Origin of the sequence: Rouxiella badensis (assembly GCF_026967515.2) — a bacterium.
Taxonomy (GTDB): Bacteria; Pseudomonadota; Gammaproteobacteria; order Enterobacterales; family Enterobacteriaceae; genus Rouxiella; species Rouxiella badensis.
In genome coordinates, this window is sequence record NZ_CP114062.1 from 2,280,982 (window position 1) to 2,297,517 (window position 16,536).

At 53.8% G+C, this 16,536-nt stretch carries 16 protein-coding genes; 10 read left to right on the forward strand and 6 right to left on the reverse strand.

Translation table 11 applies throughout. The annotated features are described in order from the left end of the window. Nucleotides 1-90: 90 nt before the first annotated feature. From O1V65_RS10505 to pspA, 6 genes are all read right to left on the reverse strand, one after another. Nucleotides 91-1,149 carry a YcjF family protein gene (locus tag O1V65_RS10505; protein WP_269130484.1) on the reverse strand — a complete coding sequence of 353 codons (1,059 nt, stop codon included), beginning with the start codon at nucleotides 1,147-1,149 and terminating at the stop codon, nucleotides 91-93. Continuing rightward, nucleotides 1,146-2,543 (reverse strand): YcjX family GTP-binding protein, encoded by a 1,398-nt coding sequence (locus O1V65_RS10510; protein ID WP_165429651.1) that lies wholly within the window; start codon nucleotides 2,541-2,543, stop codon nucleotides 1,146-1,148. Before O1V65_RS10510 ends, O1V65_RS10505 begins: the two co-directional genes overlap by 4 nt. After that, the gene (locus O1V65_RS10515; RefSeq protein WP_017493044.1) at nucleotides 2,524-2,769 is read right to left on the reverse strand and encodes a phage shock protein PspD; all 246 of its coding nucleotides are present in this window, start codon (nucleotides 2,767-2,769) and stop codon (nucleotides 2,524-2,526) included. The genes O1V65_RS10510 and O1V65_RS10515 overlap by 20 nt, the downstream gene beginning before the upstream one ends. A 50-nt stretch (nucleotides 2,770-2,819) precedes the next feature. Next, complete coding sequence (gene pspC, locus O1V65_RS10520; protein WP_017493043.1) at nucleotides 2,820-3,179, reverse strand: envelope stress response membrane protein PspC; 360 nt, start codon at nucleotides 3,177-3,179, stop codon at nucleotides 2,820-2,822. Continuing rightward, nucleotides 3,179-3,406: an envelope stress response membrane protein PspB gene (gene pspB, locus O1V65_RS10525; protein WP_017493042.1), complete on the reverse strand. Its 228-nt coding sequence runs from the start codon at nucleotides 3,404-3,406 to the stop codon at nucleotides 3,179-3,181. Before pspB ends, pspC begins: the two co-directional genes overlap by 1 nt. Before the next feature lie 92 nt (nucleotides 3,407-3,498). Continuing rightward, a complete protein-coding gene (gene pspA / locus O1V65_RS10530) occupies nucleotides 3,499-4,170 on the reverse strand; it encodes a phage shock protein PspA (protein ID WP_017493041.1) in 672 nt (223 codons plus the stop codon). A 227-nt stretch (nucleotides 4,171-4,397) separates the two neighbouring features. Between pspA and pspF the strand changes: the two genes are divergently transcribed. The 10 genes from pspF (at nucleotide 4,398) to O1V65_RS10580 (ending at nucleotide 16,432) form a co-directional block, all read left to right on the forward strand. Continuing rightward, entirely contained in the window at nucleotides 4,398-5,408 is a 1,011-nt protein-coding gene (pspF, locus tag O1V65_RS10535; protein ID WP_017493040.1) for a phage shock protein operon transcriptional activator, read from the forward strand. A 295-nt stretch (nucleotides 5,409-5,703) separates the two neighbouring features. Further along, nucleotides 5,704-7,440 (forward strand): ABC transporter substrate-binding protein SapA, encoded by a 1,737-nt coding sequence (gene sapA / locus O1V65_RS10540; protein WP_273637181.1) that lies wholly within the window; start codon nucleotides 5,704-5,706, stop codon nucleotides 7,438-7,440. Then, complete coding sequence (gene sapB / locus O1V65_RS10545; RefSeq protein WP_192503541.1) at nucleotides 7,437-8,402, forward strand: putrescine export ABC transporter permease SapB; 966 nt, start codon at nucleotides 7,437-7,439, stop codon at nucleotides 8,400-8,402. The genes sapA and sapB overlap by 4 nt, the downstream gene beginning before the upstream one ends. Then, the gene (sapC, locus tag O1V65_RS10550) at nucleotides 8,389-9,279 is read left to right on the forward strand and encodes a putrescine export ABC transporter permease SapC (protein ID WP_017492955.1); all 891 of its coding nucleotides are present in this window, start codon (nucleotides 8,389-8,391) and stop codon (nucleotides 9,277-9,279) included. The genes sapB and sapC overlap by 14 nt, the downstream gene beginning before the upstream one ends. Continuing rightward, entirely contained in the window at nucleotides 9,279-10,271 is a 993-nt protein-coding gene (gene sapD / locus O1V65_RS10555; RefSeq protein WP_017492954.1) for a putrescine export ABC transporter ATP-binding protein SapD, read from the forward strand. Before sapC ends, sapD begins: the two co-directional genes overlap by 1 nt. Further along, nucleotides 10,271-11,083: a putrescine export ABC transporter ATP-binding protein SapF gene (sapF, locus tag O1V65_RS10560; protein WP_017492953.1), complete on the forward strand. Its 813-nt coding sequence runs from the start codon at nucleotides 10,271-10,273 to the stop codon at nucleotides 11,081-11,083. The genes sapD and sapF overlap by 1 nt, the downstream gene beginning before the upstream one ends. A 164-nt stretch (nucleotides 11,084-11,247) precedes the next feature. Beyond that, nucleotides 11,248-12,423: a CMD domain-containing protein gene (locus O1V65_RS10565; RefSeq protein ID WP_084912654.1), complete on the forward strand. Its 1,176-nt coding sequence runs from the start codon at nucleotides 11,248-11,250 to the stop codon at nucleotides 12,421-12,423. A gap of 563 nt (nucleotides 12,424-12,986) precedes the next feature. Then, a complete protein-coding gene (dtpA, locus tag O1V65_RS10570; protein WP_227956055.1) occupies nucleotides 12,987-14,510 on the forward strand; it encodes a dipeptide/tripeptide permease DtpA in 1,524 nt (507 codons plus the stop codon). A 254-nt stretch (nucleotides 14,511-14,764) separates the two neighbouring features. Further along, nucleotides 14,765-15,964, forward strand: coding sequence for an enoyl-ACP reductase FabV (gene fabV, locus O1V65_RS10575; RefSeq protein WP_017492950.1), 1,200 nt, complete (start codon nucleotides 14,765-14,767; stop codon nucleotides 15,962-15,964). Between the two features lie 195 nt (nucleotides 15,965-16,159). Next, nucleotides 16,160-16,432, forward strand: a complete 273-nt coding sequence (locus O1V65_RS10580; protein WP_017492949.1) for a hypothetical protein — start codon at nucleotides 16,160-16,162, stop codon at nucleotides 16,430-16,432. Nucleotides 16,433-16,536: the final 104 nt, after the last annotated feature.

The following is a 16,536-nucleotide window of genomic DNA, read 5'->3' on the forward strand; positions in this document are numbered from 1 at the left end:
CAGCACATTACGACTTCCCTGTTCTGCAATACCTTAAGCCTGTTAGCTATTCTAGCGGCGATCCTGTTTCACAGAACCTCCGCCATGCCACTATTTTGCTTTATCGCTTTTGTTCATTGTCGCCTTTAACTTGCCGACGAGTTCACTGCGAAAATCGCCAAGGCGCGGTTTATCCCCTTCGAGCCACGGCAGCGGACGGCAAAGCTCCATCGTTTTGACGCCCAGACGCGCGGTCAGCAAGCCAGCGCCAATACCCTGTGCCGCACGCGCCGAAAGACGGGCCGCTAAGTCTTGCGAGATCCAGTCCATACCAATCTCCCTTACCAGCTCGGTGGCTCCCGCGAACGCAATATTGAGCAATACCAAACGGAACAGCCGGATCCGGCTGTAATAGCCCAGCTCTATGCCGTACAAACTGGCAATACGATTAACCAAACGCAGATTTCGCCAGGCGATAAACCCCATATCGACCAACGCTAACGGGCTAACGGCAATCATTAGCGCTGATTCTGCGGCTGACTGACTTATCTCGCGACGCGCCTGTCCGTCAAGCACCGGCTGAACCAGACGCGCATAAAGCTCAACGACTTCACGGTCACTGTGTGTTTCGTGCAGCGAAGCCTGCCAGCGCTGAAGCGCCGGATGACTTTGGTCCAACGCTGCCTGACGGGCAAGTTTTTCACAAAATGCGCGTCCCTGACCAAGCGCGTGGCTGTGCAACAGGTCGGTCGCGACGTCGCGCTCATCGGCTCGCTGGCGCAGACGATAAAGGCGTCGCCACTCGGTCAGTACCGACCCGACACCGGCCACAACAATCAATCCCCCAGCAGTACAGGCACCGAGCGCAATCCAGTCCTGTTGATTCCACGACTGATGCACCCACTGAACGCCCTGTCCCACTAAGCTTGCAGCAAATACCACCACGCCGAGCCGAACCATTTTACTCCACAAACTGCGGCGCGGTTTCAACGCTCGGCTGACCACCGCCTCGGCCTGTCCTTCCTGCGCAAGCAACGGGTCAGTATCAGGCACGGCCAGGAAATTCTCGGCCTGCGCACCGTCGAAACTTTGTGCCGCCCGGAGCTTATGTTCTTCAGGAGGCTGAATGTTCTGTTCGAAATGAATACGCGGTTTCAGTGGCTCGTTCATCGCATTTTATCTCCCAGTAAAAACTCCATCACAGAATCCATTCTGATATGCGGCAACGGCACATCAATGTTCATCTGGCGTGGGCGGAAGTCGTCAAAGTGAAAACCCTGCTGCTCCCAGAAAGCGTTGCCCGGCAAACGTGAAGGCACCTCACCGGGATAAACCGTCAACGCCTGACCGTCTTCAAGACGGTGCCCTTTGACCGCCGGGATAGACTGGCCCTGATACTCTACCAGTCCGCTCTCGGTAGCCTGCACAGAAGCAAGCCCGGCGCAGTCCATGCTGATACCTTCGAAGGCGGCGTTTTGCCATGCTTCTTGCACCAACTGCTGCAACAGAGAAACCAGATTGGCGTGCTGATCGCCGGTGATATGATCGGCCTTGGTGGCGGCAAACATCAGTTTATCGATGCAGGGGGCAAACAGGCGGCGAAATAGCGTGCGTTTTCCATAGTGAAAACTTTGCATTAGCTGTGTCAGCGCGAGGCGCATGTCGTTAAACGCCTGGGGACCGCTATTTAGGGGTTGCAGGCAGTCAACCAGCACTATCTGCCGGTCAAAGCGGACAAAGTGTTCCTTATAGAAGCCTTTAACAATGTTCGAACAGTAGTAGTCGAAGCGCTGGCGCAGCATGCCCAGATTGCTGTGTTTATCAGCCTGCGCCAACTGGCTGTCGCTAAACTGATGCAGTTCAGGCCATGGGAAAAACTGTAGTGCCGGTGCACCGGCCAGATCGCCCGGTAACACAAAACGCCCAGGCTGAATAAAATGCAGACCTTCGTCTTTGCAGCGCAGCAGATAAGCCGTGTAGGCCTGTGCGATGGCCGCCAGCTGATTTTCATCGGCCGGCGCCAGTGGGTCGCACTGGCGGCACAGTGCAAGCCAGGGTGCCGCCCAATCGGCGCGCTGCCCCTGTAACAGGCCAGCCATCTGCCGTGACCAGCTCAAATAGTCCTGCTCGAGCATCGGTAAATCCAGCAGCCACTCGCCGGGATAATCGACTATCTCGAGATACAGCGTCGAGGTGTCTTTAAAGTGGCGCAGGAGAGAGTCATTAGAGCGAAAACGCAGCGCAAGACGGATTTCACTCACGCCTCGCGTTGGGGTTGGCCATGCGGGCGGCGTGCCATAAAGCTGGGCAATGCCTTCGTCGTAGGTAAAACGTGACACGCCAAGGTCACGCTGGGGTACGCGTTTGACTCCCAGCAACCGCTCTTCGCGCACAGCAGAAAACAGCGGCAATCTTGAGCCGCTGTGAACGTGTAATAACTGATTGACCAATGAGGTAATGAAGGCCGTCTTACCGCTGCGGCTAAGGCCGGTAACGGCAAGCCGTAGGTGGCGGTCTACCCCACGGTTGACCATAGAAGTGAATTCATTTTGAAGTCTTTTCATTGCTCTCCCTGGCATAACGCCCGAATACGGCGGTTAACAACCTTCTGACTAAAGGCTCAAGAAACAGAGCCAGCACATAGCGCAGCGGACCTTTACCCAGCAGGCCGAGCACGCGGGCAGCAACGCCCGCCGGTGCGAAGGTCAAGACGACCATAATGATAAATTTAAAGGCCTTCTTCAACAGGCCACTGTTTGCTGATACCGCGGCGGCGGATGCATAACGCATAAACTGTCCTCCTGAAAAAGCGCCAAATCGAAAGTGAAAAAGTGATTGGCTTAGAGATCCTTGAAGCGGCTGCGTACCCCAAAGGTTTCAGAGGTGACATACCGCTCTACCTGCCTCAATCGTTGCTCACTGGCGTTAAGTTCGCGGTCGGCTTCGACCAGCAGGTCATGAGCCGTCACCGGCTGCTCGTCGCCGAAAATTTCCGACGGAACCGGCTCTAGGAGCCAAGCCAACAGGAAATAGGCCACGACGGTGAACATAAACAGGCCTAAGAACAGCGACAGCACCACAATCAGACGCAGCAGTTTGACCGGTACGCCGAGATAGTGCGAGAGCCCGGCGCAGACGCCTTTAAAGACGCCCTCTTCCGGCACACGGTATAGCTTCCTTTGTGACAGCGTGGTTGACATTAAGATTGCCTCCAACCCGGATGCTCGGCATCAAGGATTTCTTCCAGCGCCTGGATTCTTTCGCGCATGCGGCGTGCTTCGCCGGCAAGTTGCTGTAAATTTTGGTACTCGTTCTGGCTTAACTGACCGCCGTTCTGTGACCGGTTGCTGTAGTGTAGCCACAGCCAAATCGGCGCGACAAATAACACAAATATTGTCAGTGGAATGGCTAAAAATAGGACGCTCATGTCTACTCCTTTAGGTCCTCTAGGACTTTTTGTTTTGAATGCAGCTCGTTTTTAAGAAAGCGCATTCGCCAACGCGCAATGAACCGCGAACGTTAGGCGTCTTTGTTGGCCTGCATTTTAGCCTTCAGCGCCTCAATCTGAGCGCTGATTTCGTCATCGGCCTTCAGCTCGGCAAACTGCTGGTCGAGACTTTTCTTTTTGCCAATACTCATCGACTCCGCTTCGGCTTCCATGCTGTCGATACGGCGCTCGAAGTGTTCAAAACGCGCCATCGCTTCATCAATCTTGCCGCTGTCCAACTGGCGACGAACGTCGCGCGAGGAAGAGGCCGCCTGATGACGCAAAGTCAGTGCCTGCTGGCGCGCACGCGTTTCAGTCAGCTTGCTTTCCAACTCGCCAATTTCAGACTTCATGCGGTCCAGCGTTTCTTCAACCGTGATGACTTCATGTTTAAGCGTAGCCACCAGCTCGACGAGTTTTTGTTTCTCAATCAGAGCCGCACGCGCCAAATCGTCTTTCTCTTTACGCAGCGCCAGTTCGGCTTTGTCTTGCCACTCTTTCTGTTGCGCTTCGCCCTGTTCGATGCGGCGGTTCAGCTGTTTCTTCTCGGCCAGCGCACGAGCAGACGTTGAGCGCACCTCCACCAGCGTATCTTCCATTTCCTGAATCATCAGGCGCACCAACTTCTGCGGATCTTCTGCTTTATCAAGCAGGTTATTAATGTTGGCGTTTACGATGTCAGCAAAGCGAGAAAAAATACCCATAATCAACGTTCCTCTTTGACTTTTCATTTAACGGCCAGCTGGCCGACAGTATCGAGACAATCGCCGAGTCGGCGGCCATTGCTGTTAATCCTGCATCAGGTATTACAAGACGCGTGCCAACTTTTAAAATTTATTATCCGACTGAATAAAAACAGTTTTTTTATTTCAGCTTCTGCTAGGCTTACGTCAATGATGATTAAATTAACTAAAGGTTGGTAAATTTCACCATGACAGCGACTATTGATAATCTGCTCGGCGAAGCCAACTCCTTTATTGAAGTTCTGGAACAGGTCTCACAGCTTGCAGCCTTAAACAAGCCCGTGTTGGTGACCGGTGAACGCGGAACGGGTAAGGAACTGATAGCTCACCGTTTACACTATTTGTCCGGCCGCTGGCAGGGGCCTTTTATTTCACTAAACTGCGCCGCGCTGAATGAGAACCTGCTCGACTCTGAGCTGTTCGGACACGAAGCGGGCGCGTTTACCGGCGCACAGAAGCGTCATCTTGGGCGCTTCGAACGCGCCGACGGCGGCACGCTGTTCCTCGACGAATTAGCGACCGCGCCGATGCTGGTGCAGGAAAAACTGCTGCGGGTGATCGAATACGGCCACCTTGAACGCGTAGGAGGAAGCCAGCCGCTCCAGGTCGATGTGCGTCTGGTGTGCGCAACCAACGATGACCTCCCCGCCCTTGCCGCCGCCGGAAAGTTTCGCGCCGACCTGCTCGACAGGCTGGCCTTCGACGTTATTCAACTGCCGCCGCTGCGCGAGCGTCAGCAAGACATCATGCTGCTGGCAGAACATTTCGCCATTCAGATGTGCCGCGAACTTTCGCTGCCGCTGTTCCCTGGGTTTACCGAAGAAGCCAAAGATACGCTGCTCGATTACCGCTGGCCGGGCAACGTGCGGGAGCTTAAAAACGTGGTTGAACGCTCGATGTATCGCCATGGCAACAGTGATACGCCGCTGGACAACATCGTTATCAATCCTTTTAGCCAACAAAAAGAAAAGCAGGCTCCACGTGCGCAGGACGAGGACGCCCCTTTCGCCCTGCCTACGCTGCCGGTAGACAGTAAAAGCTGGCTAAATACGGTGGAGGCGAACTTGATTGAGCAGGCGCTTCGACAGGCAAAATTCAACCAGCGGCGTGCAGCGGATTTGCTAGGCCTGACCTATCACCAGCTCAGAGGAATGTTGAAAAAACACGGGATGCAGGTCAATGCACAGGAAGAAAACTGAGGTAAAGCATTAAATTGCAGGCAAAAAAAAGCCAGCACCCGAGCTGGCTAAGTCATACTGGAAGCAATGTGAGCAATGTCGTATCAACTGAATAACGTCCCGGACGGGTCGTGTCCCAGTCGATGAGAAGATGATAATAGTTATCAGTACACTCTGTAAAGGGGTTTGTTGAGAATTTTTCTCATTACCATACAGAATCTGCGGCTACTCTTGGTGCGAATGTTTGCGCAATGATTGGGGTGTCTGGCAGAGTGCGGTACACTTAGCAGATTGCTTACTTACATTTGAAGCCCTTATGCGTCGTTTAACCCTTTGGATGCGGTCCCTTGCCGGTTTGTCTTCGGCATGTTTTGCTGCCGTTACGCTGGCGGCAGCAACGCCTGCTGCCAATCATGATAGCGTAAAAACGCATCCAGCCTCGTCGTCGATGGCGACCCACGATGTCCGTCAAAGCGGATTCGTCTACTGCGTCAACGGTATGGTGAACACCTTTAATCCGCAGAAAGCCAGCAGCGGGGTCATTATCGACACCCTGGCCGCGCAGCTCTATGACCGTCTGCTGGACGTCGACCCGTACACCTATCGCCTGATCCCACAGCTTGCGCAAAGCTGGGAAGTGCTTGATAACGGCGCGACCTACCGTTTCCATTTGCGTAAAGACGTGCCTTTCCAAACCACGCCCTGGTTTACCCCGACGCGCATGATGAACGCCGATGACGTGGTGTTCAGCATTGAGCGGGTGATTGACGACAATAATCACTACCACAACGTTAACGGCAGCGATTACCCCTATTTTGACAGTTTGCAGTTTGCCAAGACGGTCAAGAGCGTGCGTAAAATCGACGACTATACCGTTGAATTTAAATTGAATAACCCGGATGCCTCCTTCCTGTGGCATCTCGCCACGCACTATGCGCCAGTGCTGTCGGCTGAATACGCCGACAAACTGCAAAAAAGTGGCAATGAAGAGCAAATCGATCGCCAGCCGGTCGGTACCGGCCCCTTCCAGCTTTCCGGCTTCCGCGCGGGCCAGTACGTGCGCCTCGCCCGTAACGGCAAATACTGGAAGGGCGTGCCGCGTATGCAGCAGGTGGTTATCGATATGGGCGTCGGCGGCACGGGACGTTTGTCCAAGCTGCTCACCGGCGAATGCGACGTGTTGGCCTATCCGGCCGCCAGTCAGCTGTCTATTCTGCGCGATGACCCGCGCCTGCGCCTGACGCTGCGCCCCGGCATGAATGTGGCTTATCTGGCGTTTAACACCGGTAAGCCGCCGCTGGACGATGCGCGCGTGCGCGAAGCTATCGCGCTGGCTATCAACAATCAGCGCCTGATGCAGTCGATTTATTACGGCACCGCAGAGACCGCAGCGTCGGTGTTACCGCGCGCCTCCTGGGCCTACGACAGCAACGCCAAAGTCACTGAATATAATCCGGCCAAGGCGCGACAAATCCTCCACAGCCTCGGCAAAAAAGATCTCGTGTTGCATCTGTGGGTGCCGATTATTTCGCAGTCCTATAATCCTAGCCCGCTCAAAACCGCCGAGCTTATCCAGGCCGACCTGGCGCAGGTGGGCATTAAAGTGATTATCGTGCCGGTCGAGGGGCGTTTTCAGGAAGCGCGGCTGATGGAGATGAATCATGACCTGACGCTGTCCGGCTGGTCCACCGACAGTAATGACCCCGACAGCTTCTTCCGTCCTGTGCTGAGCTGCGCGGCAATTCGCTCGCAGACCAACTATGCTCACTGGTGCAGCCCCGAATTTGACGCGCTGCTTCATCAGGCATTGCTCTCGCAGCAGCTGTCCCAGCGCATCGACTATTATCAGCAGGCGCAGGCCATTCTTGAGAAACAGCTGCCGGTGTTGCCGCTGGCTTCCTCACTGCGTTTGCAGGCCTATCGATATGATATTAAAGGGTTGGTGCTCAGTCCGTTTGGCAACTCCTCCTTCGCTGGCGTTTATCGAGATTCGAACGGTATCAACAATGATGCCAGCGACGAAGGTCCTGTAGTGGTGGAGAAGAAACCGTGATTATCTTTATTTTACGCCGCATGCTGCTGCTGGTGATTACGCTGTTTCTGCTCAGCCTGGTGGCGTTTAGCCTGAGCTATTTCACGCCCCATGCCCCTTTACAGGGCGCTTCACTGTGGGATGCCTACCGTTTCTTCTTTATTGGCGTTTGCCAATTTGATTTTGGCGTGTCGAGCATCAACGGTGAGCCGATTGGCGAGCAGTTACTTAGCGTGTTCCCGGCCACCATGGAACTGTGCGTTCTGGCGTTTTTCCTCGCCCTGCTGGTAGGCATTCCTCTCGGCATTACTGCGGGTGTCATGCGAGGAAAATGGCCGGACGTGGCTATCAGCACTCTCGCCCTGCTCGGCTTCTCGATTCCTATCTTCTGGCTCGCGCTGCTGTTGATGCTGTTCTTTTCGCTCCAGCTCGGCTGGCTGCCGGTTTCAGGCCGTATCGACCTGCTGTATCAGCTCAAAACGGTCACCGGCTTTGCGCTGATTGACGCCTGGCTGTCTCACTCGCCCTACCGCCATGAGATGATTGTCAGTGCGATTAAGCACATGATCCTGCCCATTGCTGCACTGGCGGTCGCGCCGACCACGGAGGTTATTCGCCTGATGCGCATCAGCACCGACGACGTGCTGTCGAAAAACTACATTAAGGCGGCGGCAACGCGTGGCCTGTCTCGCTTTACCATTATTCGCCGCCACGTGCTGCACAACGCACTGCCGCCAATTATCCCGCAGCTCGGCCTGCAATTCTCGACCATGCTGACGCTGGCGATGATAACCGAGGTGGTCTTTAACTGGCCGGGACTGGGCCGCTGGCTGGTTAACGCGATTCGCCAGCAGGACTACGCGGCGATTTCAGCCGGTGTCATGGTGGCGGGAACCTTGGTCATTCTGGTCAACGTACTTTCCGACATTCTAGGCGCGATGCTGAACCCATTGAAACATAAGGAATGGTATGCCTTTAGATAACGTATACCGTGAAAAACAGGCGCCCAGCACCCTGCGCTACACCTGGCGTATTTTTTATCGTGACAGCCTGTCGATGATTGGCTTTTACGGCGTGATTGGGCTGCTGTTCCTGTGTATTTTTGGCAGCCTGCTCGCACCTTACCAGCTCGATCAGCAGTTTCTGGGGTATCAACTGCTGCCGCCTTCGTGGTCACGCTATGGTGATGTTTCGTTCTTTCTCGGGACCGACGATTTAGGGCGAGACCTGCTGAGCCGCATTCTGAGCGGTGCAGCGCCAACGATTGGCGGTGCCTTCCTGGTCACGCTGGCCGCGTCCGTGTGTGCCATCATCATTGGCGTATTGGCGGGGATTACCCGCGGTATCCGCTCGGCGGTGCTGAACCACATTCTCGATACGCTGCTGTCTATCCCTTCTCTGCTGCTGGCCATTGTGGTGGTTGCGTTTATCGGGCCTAAGCTCGAACACGCCTATCTTGCCGTCTGGCTCGCGCTGCTGCCGCGCATGGCGCGCACGCTTTACGTTGCCGTGCATGACGAGATGGAGAAAGAGTATGTGGTCGCGGTGCGTCTCGACGGCGCAACCACGCTGCAAATTCTGCGCTATGCGGTACTGCCAAACATCGTCGCCGTGCTGGTGACCGAGTTCACCCGTTCCGTGTCGATGGCGATTATGGACATTGCCGCGCTCGGCTTCCTCGACCTCGGCGCACAGCTTCCGTCTCCGGAATGGGGTGCCATGCTGGGGGACTCGCTGGAGCTGGTTTACGTCGCGCCCTGGACCGTGATGCTGCCCGGTGCGGCAATCCTGATTAGCGTGTTATTAATCAATCTGTTGGGCGATGGCGTGCGTCGCGCGATTATTGCAGGGGTGAAATAATGCCGTTACTGGATATTCGCAATCTGACTATCGAATTCATGACCTCGGACGGCCCGGTGAAGGCCGTCGATCGCGTCAGCATCACGCTGACCGCGGGAGAGGTTCGCGGACTGGTTGGGGAATCTGGCTCAGGCAAAAGCCTGATTGCCAAGGCAATTTGTGGCGTAACCAAAGACAACTGGCGCGTTACCGCCGACCGTATGCGCTTCGACGACATCGACCTGCTCCAGCTCAGCCCGCGTGAACGCCGCAAGCTGATTGGTCATAACATCTCGATGATTTTCCAGGAGCCACAGTCGTGCCTTGACCCTTCCGAGAGTATCGGTCGTCAGTTGATTCAGGCTATTCCGGGCTGGACCTATAAAGGTCTTTGGTATCAGCGTTTTATGTGGCGTAAACGTCGCGCTATCGAACTGCTGCACCGCGTGGGGATCAAGGACCATAAAGACATCATGGCCAGCTTCCCCTACGAGCTCACCGAGGGTGAATGCCAGAAGGTGATGATTGCTATCGCGCTTGCCAACCAGCCGCGACTGCTGATTGCCGATGAGCCAACCAACGCGATGGAGCCGACCACGCAGGCACAGATTTTCCGTCTACTGGCGCGACTCAACCAGAACAACAACACCACCATTCTGCTGATCAGCCATGACTTGCAGATGATGAGCAAGTGGGCCAACCGGGTTAACGTGCTTTACTGCGGGCAAACGGTGGAAAGCGCGATGTGCGAGGACTTGCTCGCGGCGCCGCATCACCCTTATACCCAGGCGCTTATCCGCGCGATGCCGGACTTTGGCCACTCTCTGCCGCACAAGAGCCGCCTTAACACGCTGCCCGGCGCTATTCCCTCGCTTGAGCATCTTCCCATCGGTTGCCGCCTAGGGCCACGCTGCCCTTACGCACAGAAGAAATGCATTGAGACGCCGCGCCTGCGCCTGGCCAAGACTCACGCCTATGCCTGCCACTTCCCGCTCAATATGGAGGAGCAATAATGGCTGAGACACTGCTCGAGGTCAGAAACCTGTGCAAAACTTTCCGCTATCGTACGGGACTGTTTCGCAAGATGAATTTGCAGGCGGTCAAGCCGGTAAACTTCACGCTGCGTGCAAAACAAACGCTGGCGATCATCGGTGAAAACGGCTCCGGTAAATCCACGCTGGCAAAAATGCTGGCGGGCATGATTGAGCCGACCGACGGTGAGATCCTGGTTGAAGACAAGAGCCTGAAGTTTGGTGATTATCGCCAGCGCAGTCAGACTATCCGCATGATTTTTCAGGATCCGACGACGTCGTTGAACCCACGTCAGCGGATCGGACAAATTCTTGAAGCGCCGCTGCGCCTGACGAGCAGTATGGAAGCGCACGATCGTGAAGTGCGCATTAACCAAACGCTGCGTCAGGTCGGTTTGCTGCCGGACCACGCCAATTATTATCCGCATATGCTGGCCTCCGGGCAGGTGCAGCGCGTGGCGTTGGCGCGTGCACTGATTCTGCAACCCAAGGTCATCGTTGCCGACGAAGCGCTGGCGTCGCTGGACATGTCGATGCGTTCGCAAATCATCAACATGATGCTGGAATTGCAGGAAAAGCACGAAATTTCATACATTTATGTCACACAACATCTTGGCATGATGAAACACATTAGCGATCAGGTGCTGGTGATGCACAATGGCGAAGTGGTGGAACGGGGGATTACTGAGGAAGTATTGGCCTCGCCGCAGCATGACCTCACCCGCAGACTGGTGGCCAGCCACTTTGGTGAGTCGCTCAACGCGGATGCATCGCGTCGGGACGGTAAAGCGTAGTTGAAACAAAGGCGAGCTAGAGCCGACGAGGCATAGTCGGTTTTATCTGCCTTTTTTTATTTTACTATTCCTTTTAGCTATGATTTATCACTTAACAGTATTTTATATGGCGTGAACGATCGGCAAGGATAGAGTCTGAAATTGCCCTCGCAAAGGACTCGATCATGGAACAACAGCGCCGGGCCGCTATCGATGGTTGGTATCACGAAACCCAATCCAGCCAGCAGCGGCATACACCATTGGATCCCTGTCAAACTGAACCTGACAGCATTCTCTTAGGTCTTGAACAAAAGATAGAGCCCTCACTGCGCCGCTTGCTGACTCAGCGCAACGGTTTATTGTTTGCGGCTCAAACCTGTTACAACAAGCTGTTTCCTAAAAGTGTCTCACTCTCACGCTTTCAGACGCTCTCACTGTACGACAGACTCAGCAGCGCATTGACCGTGGCGCAGGTTACCGGCATTCAGCCGCTCTGTAGCCATTATGCCGCACGCCTTGCCCCGCTCAACTGTCCCGACGCCTCTCGTGAAAGCAACATTCGTCAGACTCATCTCGCCCAATACGCCAGACTGCTCGCCACTCAACCGACGCTGATTAATTCTGCGATGCTTAAGCAGCTCGCCGACGTGGGTCTGAGTCCGCAGGATATTGTGCTGTTCTCACAGCTGATTGGCTTCGTGAGTTTTCAGGCTCGACTGCTGGCGGTGGTTAATGCGCTGGCAGGCCGTCCGGCAACGGTATTGCCTGGTTTCCCACGGCCAGAAGATAACGACCAGCGCGGGTTCTCCCTGCAGCTGCGCAGCTGGCACGCATTTTTGCCGGAGGTCGATCTGCATAAAGCCAGCAAAGAACAGCTGGATGTGCTCGACTTCTGCGCCCCCGACGCACGTGAATCCTCGTTTTATCGCCTGCTGTTGCAGGATTCCGCCACCCTTGACGCGCTGTCTGCGGTGACAACGCACATTATGCAACAGCATGGCGATGAAAAATCGGCGCTTAAAGAGTGGGCTGCCGCTGCCACTTCGCGCATTAACGGCTGCCTGTTCTGTGCCGGTATCCACGGCCGCTATTATCTCGACTGCGGCGGAGAGACCGCGCATATCGACAGCCTGTTCCAGGACAATGAGGTGAAAAATGTGGCTCAGTCGTCGATTGACCCGCTGGTTAAATCCGTTAAAACCTTAACCCAGGCACCGGAAAAATTTGATGCCTCAGCCATCCAGCCACTGGTCAATGCGGGGTATAGCTACCCGCAAATTTTAGACGTTTTATTGAGCAGCGCGCTGTTTAACTGGTTGAATAGACTCATCCAGACGCTGGGCGAATCTCGTCCAGCCTAAGCCAACTGTTATCGTGGTTATTGCAGGGGATCTCTCTCTGCAATGACCGTTTTCTAGTCATCCCTCTCGCTCCCTACCTCCTCAACTGATACTTGGCTTAATTCCTATCTAAAATTTAGTGTTAAAAAGTGACGAATATCACATTACAATCGTCACCCAAAAAACGCTTGCAAAATCACAGAGTTTACTTATTTATAAAATCCTGCAAAATATTCTAAAAACAGAGTTTACTCTCAGTTTAATCCGATAAAGTGCCTTCATAAATCTGATATTACACTGTGATCCAGCTTTTAAACCCTCGTTATAAATGATTGATTATTAGTCAGGATATAAATTCAACAATTTTATTAAACATAAACTTTAATCCTGCGTAACAATTCGAACAGAGTTTAATCAGGGGGCGAAGTATAACTGTAACAGGATATGACAAAAAGCTTGCCTGAATACGAAAGATAGTGAACATTACCCGCCGTCACACATCCTATAACTATGCAAAGCGTGCTTGCCCGCACGACATTTGTAATGCCTGTCCTAGAAACAGGAAGAGATAAAAAGAGGTATTAGTGTCTAAAACAAACTCAACACCAACCCAAGAAAGCGTCAGCATGAACGCCTTCAAACAGCCTCGCTCGTTCTACCTTATTTTCTCCATCGAATTATGGGAAAGATTTGGTTACTACGGCCTGCAGGGAATTATGGCGGTTTACCTGGTCAAGATGCTTGGCCTGAGTGAATCAGCTTCTATCACCCTGTTCTCGTCTTTCAGTGCACTGGTCTATGGCTTCGTTGCCATCGGCGGCTGGCTGGGCGACAAAGTGCTCGGGTCCAAACGCGTCATCGTTCTCGGCGCCTTGGTGCTGGCACTGGGCTATGCTCAGGTTGCCTACTCCGGTCACGATATTTTCTGGGTTTACATGGGTATGGCGACTATCGCCGTCGGCAGTGGCTTGTTTAAAGCAAATCCATCCTCTTTGCTGTCTACTTGCTATGCCAAAGATGACCCGCGTCTCGATGGCGCGTTCACCATGTACTACATGTCAGTCAATATCGGTTCATTCTTCTCCATGCTGGCAACGCCATGGTTAGCCGCGAAGTACGGCTGGAGCGTCGCGTTCTCTCTGAGCGTGGTCGGGATGCTTATCACCCTGGTGAACTTCATGTTCTGCCGTCATTGGGTGAAAAACCACGGCTCCAAGCCTGACTTCCAGCCGATGCACCTGGGTAAACTGCTGATGGTTGTGGTAGGCGTGGTTGCGCTGATCGCCGTTTCAAGCTTCCTGCTGCATAATCAGAGCATCGCGCGTTGGGCACTGCTAGTAGTGGCTATTGGCATCGTTTGCATCTTCGGTAAAGAGACCTTCGCACTGAAGGGCATCGCCCGTCGCAAGATGATGGTCGCCTTCATTCTGATGCTGCAGGCTATCGTGTTCTTCGTGCTGTATGCCCAGATGCCAACCTCGCTGAACTTCTTCGCCATCCATAACGTGAACAACCATCTGCTGGGTATCGACTTCCAGCCAGAGCAGTATCAGGCGCTGAACCCATTCTGGATCATGGTAGCGAGCCCGATTCTGGCGACTCTTTATGCCAAGCTGGGTGACCGTATGCCTATGCCGCACAAATTTGCTATTGGGATGGTGCTGTGTTCACTGGCGTTCCTGGTGCTGCCTTGGGGCGCAACCTTCGCCAGCGATGCGGGTATCGTTTCCGTTAACTGGCTGGTGCTGAGCTACGCGCTGCAGAGTATCGGCGAGCTGATGATTTCTGGTCTAGGTCTGGCTATGGTCGCACAGTTGGTCCCTCAGCGTCTGATGGGCTTCATCATGGGCTCCTGGTATCTGACCACCGCGGCGGCGGCAATCATTGCCGGTAAAGTGGCGGCGCTGACCGCCGTTCCAGGCAACATCACCGATGCACATGCGTCTCTGGCTATCTATAGCCACGTGTTTATGCAAATCGGCCTGGTGACCGGCGTGATTGCACTGCTGATGCTGGTGACTGCATCAAAACTGCACCGCATGACACTGGATCGCGACTCCGATGAGAAACATCAGCAACAGGCGGGAGTTTCCACCTCTCGCGCATAATTTCTCGACGTAATCTGCTTTTCAACTCTCCCCTTAGACGATTTATGCGTCATCAGGGGGAGAACGCCGGTGCGGCATCCCCCGCCGCACCGGTGGCAAAAGCGATTAATCCTTGTCCTTTTGTTTCTCATTTCACAGCCTTAGCTATAATTAAATTCCGACAATTTACTCTGAGACAAAAGCAGAGTGTTAAGCTTGTCGAGAAAATAAGGTAATATTACCGTCCATCAATAACTAACAAGATAAGCCTTGTCATGATTATCAAACCTAAAATTCGTGGATTTATCTGTACGACCACTCACCCAATCGGCTGTGAGGCCAACGTGCGTGAGCAAATTGCATACGTGAAAGCGCAGGGCAAACTGAAAGACGGACCAAAACGCGTCCTGGTCATTGGTGCCTCCACTGGTTATGGGCTTGCCTCAAGAATTAACGCCGCGTTTGGTGCAGATGCTGCCACCATTGGGGTGTTCTTCGAAAAACCGGGCAGCGAAAGCAAAACGGGTTCAGCCGGCTGGTACAACTCTGCCGCTTTCGATAAAGCCGCTAAAGAAGAAGGCTTGTATTCTAAAAGCATCAACGGTGATGCATTCTCCAACGAATGCCGCGATACCGTCATTAAACTTATCAAAGAAGACCTGGGTCAAATCGACCTGGTGGTTTACTCACTGGCCTCTCCAGTGCGTAAATTACCTGATTCAGGCGAACTGGTGCGTTCTGCGCTGAAACCTATCGGCGAGCCGTACGAATCAACCGCGCTGGACACCAACAAAGACAAGCTGGTGACCGCCGTTGTTGAACCTGCAAACGAGCAGGAAATTGCCGATACCATCAAGGTGATGGGCGGTCAGGACTGGGAACTGTGGATGAACGCGCTGGAAGACGCAGGCGTATTGGCCGACGGTGCCAAGTCTGTGGCCTACTCTTACATCGGCACCGAGCTGACCTGGCCAATTTACTGGCACGGTACGCTGGGCAAAGCGAAAGAAGACCTCGATCGCGCAGCTCAGGCTATCGACACCCGACTGAAAGCCAAGGGGGGTTCTGCGAACGTTGCGGTGCTGAAATCCGTGGTGACCCAGGCTTCTGCCGCTATTCCAGTAATGCCTCTGTATATTGCTATCTCTTTCAAAATCATGAAAGAGCAAGGCATCCACGAAGGCACTATCGAGCAGATCCAACGTCTGTTCGCGACCAAACTGTACAATAACTCCGTGCCTGACACCGACGACAAAAATCGTCTGCGTCTGGACGACTGGGAACTGCGCGACGAAGTGCAGAAGACCTGCGGCGTTATCTGGTCTCAGCTGACTGATGACAACATCTATGAGCTGACCGACTATCAAGGTTACAAAGACGAATTCCTGCGTCTGTTCGGTTTCGGTCTGAAAGGCGTTGATTACGATGCCGACGTCAGCGCTGAAGCGAACTTCGACGTTATCGAATTAGTCTGATAACTCAGAGATAGAAAAGGGGGGGAACGGCGACGTTCCCCCCCTTTTTTTATCGCTGCCCTTCCCCCGGCGGTTCTTGATGTAAGAGACCGCACATTTTTAACAAAAAATGCTGATATTTTTAAATGCGGCCCAGTATTTGCTTATTCGTTTTGTTATATTTGATTCAATCTTGAATTCACCAGGAATGCCTCCATGGAAAAACGTAAAGTCCTGGATGAAGGACGCCAACTGAAGCGGCTCAACGCCGAGACCCGCAAGCTCTCACACGTGCATAAATGGTTCGCCATCGTCGCCGCGCTCGACTGCGTGCTGGTTTACTTCTACGACCGCGATATGCGAAATCTGGTGTTCTCGGGCGGAGTATGTCTGGTCTGTACCTTCCTGTGGTTAAAAGGACGACGGAAATCCCGGGCCTATCGCCGTGAATTCCGTGAAAAATACTCCAATACCTCTCCCAAACCCTGATCTGTGCTTCGGCATATGCCATTAGCCAGATAAATAATGCTGGCGGCCTTATTAAATCATTCCATTAGCCGACGCCGCCTTTTTACCGCAGACTGTTTGTAAGC

Excerpts from the sequence above, each read along its gene's own strand:
- sapA (WP_273637181.1), top strand. The coding sequence starts at position 5,704 with ATGCGTCGTTTAACCCTTTGGATGCGGTCCCTTGCCGGTTTGTCTTCG.
- pspF (WP_017493040.1), top strand. The coding sequence starts at position 4,398 with ATGACAGCGACTATTGATAATCTGCTCGGCGAAGCCAACTCCTTTATT.
- pspB (WP_017493042.1), bottom strand. The coding sequence starts at position 3,406 with ATGAGCGTCCTATTTTTAGCCATTCCACTGACAATATTTGTGTTATTT.
- pspA (WP_017493041.1), bottom strand. The coding sequence starts at position 4,170 with ATGGGTATTTTTTCTCGCTTTGCTGACATCGTAAACGCCAACATTAAT.
- O1V65_RS10515 (WP_017493044.1), bottom strand. The coding sequence starts at position 2,769 with ATGCGTTATGCATCCGCCGCCGCGGTATCAGCAAACAGTGGCCTGTTG.
- pspC (WP_017493043.1), bottom strand. The coding sequence starts at position 3,179 with ATGTCAACCACGCTGTCACAAAGGAAGCTATACCGTGTGCCGGAAGAG.
- sapF (WP_017492953.1), top strand. The coding sequence starts at position 10,271 with ATGGCTGAGACACTGCTCGAGGTCAGAAACCTGTGCAAAACTTTCCGC.
- O1V65_RS10565 (WP_084912654.1), top strand. The coding sequence starts at position 11,248 with ATGGAACAACAGCGCCGGGCCGCTATCGATGGTTGGTATCACGAAACC.
- sapD (WP_017492954.1), top strand. The coding sequence starts at position 9,279 with ATGCCGTTACTGGATATTCGCAATCTGACTATCGAATTCATGACCTCG.
- sapC (WP_017492955.1), top strand. The coding sequence starts at position 8,389 with ATGCCTTTAGATAACGTATACCGTGAAAAACAGGCGCCCAGCACCCTG.
- fabV (WP_017492950.1), top strand. The coding sequence starts at position 14,765 with ATGATTATCAAACCTAAAATTCGTGGATTTATCTGTACGACCACTCAC.
- O1V65_RS10510 (WP_165429651.1), bottom strand. The coding sequence starts at position 2,543 with ATGAAAAGACTTCAAAATGAATTCACTTCTATGGTCAACCGTGGGGTA.
- O1V65_RS10580 (WP_017492949.1), top strand. The coding sequence starts at position 16,160 with ATGGAAAAACGTAAAGTCCTGGATGAAGGACGCCAACTGAAGCGGCTC.
- O1V65_RS10505 (WP_269130484.1), bottom strand. The coding sequence starts at position 1,149 with ATGAACGAGCCACTGAAACCGCGTATTCATTTCGAACAGAACATTCAG.